A 443-nucleotide genomic window follows, 5' to 3' on the forward strand; every position below is an offset into this window, starting at 1 on the left:
GAGCCTGACATCGACATCGGCGACGACGACACCCCCCTCAATCCCGCGCCTTCCTTCACCGATATCCCAGACGGCCACTGGGCCGGCGAGGCCATCGATGCCGTGGTTGCCCAGGGCCTCTTCGTGGGCACCTCCGACACCACCTTCTCCCCCGAAATGACCACCACCCGGGGCATGATTATGACCGTCCTTGCCCGCCTGGACGGCGCGGACACCGCCGGCAGCAACCCCTGGTACCAGAAGGGTATGGAGTGGGCGGTGGCCCAGGGCGTGTCCGACGGCACCAACCCCGACGCCCTCATCTCCCGGGAGCAGCTGGCCACCATGCTCTACCGCTATGCCGGCAGCCCCGCCGTGGATGATGCCGGCCTGATCTTCTCCGACGCCGATCAGGTCTCCGACTGGGCCGATGCCGGCGTCCGCTGGGCCGTGGCCAACGGCAT

The 443-nt window shown here is 68.4% G+C and carries 1 protein-coding gene; it reads left to right on the top strand.

Annotated features, from left to right (window positions below):
* Positions 1-443: S-layer homology domain-containing protein (locus tag H7U37_RS15285; RefSeq protein ID WP_204877019.1), on the top strand; the 443-nt coding region annotated here is incomplete at both ends.

The sequence above is a fragment of the Pseudoflavonifractor phocaeensis genome, from assembly GCF_016901735.1.
Classification (GTDB): Bacteria; Bacillota; Clostridia; order Oscillospirales; family Oscillospiraceae; genus Pseudoflavonifractor_A.